The sequence below is a fragment of the Vibrio scophthalmi LMG 19158 genome (assembly GCF_000222585.1).
Classification (GTDB): domain Bacteria; phylum Pseudomonadota; class Gammaproteobacteria; order Enterobacterales; family Vibrionaceae; genus Vibrio; species Vibrio scophthalmi.
This window is the reverse complement of the sequence record NZ_AFWE01000006.1, coordinates 1-1,100: the sequence shown is the minus strand read 5'-3', so window position 1 is coordinate 1,100 and position 1,100 is coordinate 1. Positions and strand designations below refer to the sequence as shown.

The 1,100-nt window shown below is 41.6% G+C and carries 1 protein-coding gene; it reads left to right on the top strand.

Features of this window, described 5'->3' with window-relative positions:
- Positions 1 to 59 precede the first annotated feature (59 nt).
- The gene (locus RH88_RS00045) at positions 60 to 1,091 is read left to right on the top strand and encodes an IS630 family transposase (protein WP_174269628.1); all 1,032 of its coding nucleotides are present in this window, start codon (positions 60 to 62) and stop codon (positions 1,089 to 1,091) included.
- Positions 1,092 to 1,100: the final 9 nt, after the last annotated feature.

The following is a 1,100-nucleotide window of genomic DNA, read 5'->3' as shown; positions in this document are numbered from 1 at the left end:
ATACCCGTGATCATTGAAGATGCTTGATTTTCGATAGAATCAGGATCATGCTACGAACCATGAAAATTACACTGACTTCTCAACAGAAACTGCAACTCGAACAAATGCACGACATTGAACGTGATAGTCGAGTTTGCGACCGTATTAAAGCTGTTTTGCTGGCTTCTGAAGGCTGGAGTCAGACTATGATTTCACAAGCTCTTCGTATTCATGAATCGACCGTTGCCCGTCATCTTAGCGACTACGTTCTTTCTGAAAAACTTAAGCCTGAGAATGGCGGAAGCCAAAGCAAGCTTTCTGCTATTCAAACCATGCACCTAATCGAGCATTTGACTGAGAAAACCTATTCTCACACTCATCAAATTGTCGCCTACGTTAAAGAGATATTTGGACTTGATTACACGGTGTCTGGCATGAACAAATGGCTTCACCACAATGGTTTTAGCTACAAGCAACCGAAAGGCGTTCCACACAAATTTGATGAAGCAAAACAGCAAGCTTTCATCGAGGCTTATGAAGAGCTAAAAGCTAGTTGTGGCAAGGATGAATCGATAGTATTTATCGACGCTGTTCACCCAACACTATCCACCAAAATATCTCATGGCTGGATACGAACTGGTCAGGATAAAGTGATTGAAACAACGGGTAATCGTAGCCGATTGAACATTATTGGCGCACTGAACCTGTCAGATATTGGGTCTACTATTGTGTATGATTATGAGAGCATTAACAGTGAAACGATTGTTCGCTTTTTCTGTAAGTTAAGAGAGAGTTATCCGTTACCCCATAAGCTTCATATCATCTTAGATGGTGCGGGGTATCACCGCAATGACTTAGTCAAAGATGCGGCGTTTGTCCTGAATATTGAACTGCATTATCTTCCACCTTACAGCCCAAACCTCAACCCAATAGAGCGGCTATGGAAAGTAATGAATGAGAAGTCGAGGAACAACGTTTACTTCAAAAGAAAACGGGACTTCAAGGAGGCAATAGACCAATTTTTTGCAGTGACTCTTCCAGAGATCGCAGGCTCTTTGACATCTCGAATTAATGATAATTTTCAGATTCTCAAGCCTGCATCTTCAAGTTGATTCGGTATA